Here is a 3,312-nt window from a genome sequence, read left to right as displayed (position 1 = left end):
TGGCCCAGACGCCCTACAACTCGACCCAGTCCCAGACCCAGCAGCAGCCGTCGCAGCAGCAGGAAGCGATCGGGGCCATCCTCGGGGCACTGTTCGGTGACCGCCTGGGCGTCTCCACCGGCGTCGATGCCCAGTGGGCCGCCGGTCGTCGTCCGCTGAATACCCAGCGCAACCAGTTCTACGCCCGCATCGATGCGGACGTGCGGTCGGGCGATCTGTCGTCCTATGCCGGCGACCGGCTCAAGACCGACTACGACGCCCTGGTCCAGCTGGAGACCCGCTACGGCTCGGACGGTCGTTTCACGGCGACCGAGCGCAATGACCTGAACGAGCGCTACAGCCGTCTGACCCAGGCCGTCACCGACGGCGGCTATGGCAACGACAGCGGCTCCGGAAATGGCTACGCCTCCGTCTCCGGCGGCCGGGTCGAGTTCGAGGCCCGCGTCGATACCGCCGTGCGCAACCGCCGACTGACCCGTACCGAGGGCACCCGCCTGAAGTCCGACTACCAGGCCCTGATCCAGGTCGAGTCCGGCTATCTGCGCGACGGCTCGCTCAGCGCCCGCGAGCGCGACGATCTGGAACGCCGCCTGGACGCGCTGGACGCCCGCGTTGGTGATGTCGGCTATGGCGGTGGTTCGACCGCGCCGCTCGACAATCGCACGCGCCTGGCCAACATCGAGCGCGCGCTTTCCATCAACGCCTCGGCCATCGGTCGTACGGAGGCCGCCGACATCGCGGTCGAGCACGGCGATCTGGTCCGGCTGGAAGCCGCCTATGCCCGCAGCCAGCCGTCCTCCGACGACCGCGCCTATCTGGATCGCCGCATCGGCGAGCTGGAACTGCGCGCCCGCATCCGTCGCTGATGCCATCGTGCCGCCCATGCTGACACCCGCTGTCAGCATGGGCGGTGCCCTGCGGCTGGCATCGCGGCCCGCCAGTGCCTAGATGGTGTTCATGGCCCGTTCCGCTCCGACCCCCGGCAAGCCCGTCAAGCCCGTCCACGTCCCCGGCCAGTCGGCGCAGGGCGTGGCGGAGGCGTCGGCCCCCTTCATCTTCGATGCGGCGGTGGCGTCCAACAAGCTGCCCATGTTCGCCCCCGTCACCGGCCCGCGCCTGACGCCGGAGGAGGCCCCTGGCAAGCCCAGCGACTGGGTCCCGCACCGTCCCGACCGGCCCGCAGACCGCAAGCACATCCCCTTCCGGCTGGAGACCAAATACACCCCCGCCGGCGACCAGCCCTCGGCCATTGCCGAACTGGTCGAGACGGCCAGGACCGGCGAGCGCAATCAGGTCCTTCTGGGTGTCACCGGCTCGGGCAAGACCTTCACCATGGCCAAGGTCATCGAACAGACCCAGCGCCCGGCCCTGATCCTGGCCCCCAACAAGACCCTGGCCGCCCAGCTCTATTCCGAGTTCAAGAGCTTCTTCCCCGACAATGCGGTCGAGTATTTCGTCAGCTACTACGACTATTATCAGCCTGAAGCCTACGTCCCGAAGTCGGACACCTACATCGAGAAGGACAGCTCCATAAACGAGCAGATCGATCGCATGCGTCACTCGGCGACGCGGGCGATCCTGGAGCGGGACGACGTCATCGTGGTCGCCTCGGTCAGCTGCATCTACGGCATCGGCTCGGTCGAGACCTATACGGCCATGACCTTCACCCTGAAGGTCGGGGACCAGATCGATGAGGCCAAGCTGCGGGCCGATCTGATCGCGCTGCAGTACAAGCGCAACGACCTCAACTTCGAGCGCGGCATGTTCAGGAAGCGCGGCGACGTGCTGGAGATCTTCCCCGTCCACATGGAGGACCGCGCCTGGCGCATCCAGCTGTTCGGCGACGAGCTGGAGAGCATCCAGGAGTTCGACCCCCTGACCGGCAAGAAGACCGCCGATCTGGACGAGATCACCGTCTATGCGGCCAGCCACTACGTCACCCCGCGCCCGTCGCTGAACCAGGCCATGACCGGCATCAAGGCCGAGCTGAAGGAGACGCTCGACTGGATGGTCGAGAACGGCAAGCTGCTGGAGGCGCAACGCCTCGAGCAACGCGTGCGCTTCGATCTTGAGATGATGGAGGCCACCGGCTCCTGCGCCGGCATCGAGAACTATTCCCGCTGGCTGACCGGCCGTGCGCCCGGCGAGCCGCCGCCCACCTTCTTCGAATACATCCCCGACAACGCCCTGCTGTTCGTGGACGAAAGCCACGTCACCGTGGGCCAGATCAGCGGCATGTACCGCGGCGACTACCGCCGCAAGTCGACCCTGGCCGAATACGGCTTCCGCCTGCCGTCCTGCATCGACAACCGCCCGCTGAAGTTCGACGAATGGGACGCCATGCGGCCCCAGACCCTGTTCGTCACCGCCACCCCCGGCCCTTGGGAGATGGAACAGACGGGCGGCGTCTTCACCGAACAGGTTATCCGCCCCACCGGCCTGATCGACCCCCCGGTCGAGATCCGCCCGGTCAGCGGCCAGACCCGCAACCAGGTCGACGACGTCATCGACGAGGTGAAGGCGGTGGCGCAGCAAGGCTACCGCTCCCTGGTCACCACCCTGACCAAGAAGATGGCCGAGGACCTGACGGAATATATGCATGAGCAGGGCATCCGCGTCCGCTACATGCACTCCGACGTCGACACGCTGGAGCGGATCGAGATCCTGCGTGACCTGCGCCTGGGTACCTTCGACTGCCTGATCGGCATCAACCTGCTGCGCGAGGGGCTGGACATCCCCGAGTGCGGCCTGGTCGCCATCCTGGATGCGGACAAGGAGGGCTTCCTGCGCTCGGAGACCTCACTGATCCAGACCATCGGCCGCGCGGCCCGCAACGTCGACGGCCGGGTCATCCTGTACGCCGACCGCATGACCGGCAGTATGGAGCGCGCCATCGCCGAGACGAACCGCAGGCGCGAGAAGCAGCAGGCCTACAACGCCGAACACGGCATCACGCCCGAAAGCGTCAAGCGCGACATCAAGGAGATCATGGCGAGCCCTTACGAGAGCCGCGAGATGGATCGCCTGACCCGCCCCGGCGTGGCCGAGGCCGCCAAACCCTTCACCGGCTCCAACTTCCAGGCCGCCCTCAAGGACCTGGAAGGCCGCATGCGCAACGCCGCCGCCAACCTGGAGTTCGAGGAAGCCGCCCGCCTGCGCGACGAGATCAAGCGCATGAAGCTGATGGACCTGGAGTTCGCCAACGATGTCATGACGGCGGAAGGGCAGGCGGTCGACAAGGCCGCGCCGAAACGCTGGCGGGCCGAGGCGGCGGCGGAGAAGGCGGAGGCGTTCCGGAAGGGGCGGTAGGGG

Annotated in this window: 2 protein-coding genes; both read left to right on the top strand. The window is 67.2% G+C overall.

Annotated elements, in window-relative coordinates; all coding sequences use genetic code 11:
- Positions 1–866: hypothetical protein (locus JHC81_RS14145; RefSeq protein ID WP_292175743.1), on the top strand; the 866-nt coding region annotated here is incomplete at its 5' end.
- Between the two features lie 223 nt (positions 867–1,089).
- Positions 1,090–3,309: an excinuclease ABC subunit UvrB gene (gene uvrB, locus JHC81_RS14140; RefSeq protein WP_292175745.1), complete on the top strand. Its 2,220-nt coding sequence runs from the start codon at positions 1,090–1,092 to the stop codon at positions 3,307–3,309.
- Positions 3,310–3,312: the final 3 nt, after the last annotated feature.

Origin of the sequence: Brevundimonas sp. (genome assembly GCF_016463295.1) — a bacterium.
Classification (GTDB): Bacteria; Pseudomonadota; Alphaproteobacteria; order Caulobacterales; family Caulobacteraceae; genus Brevundimonas.
This window is presented reverse-complemented; position numbering and strand designations above follow the sequence as displayed.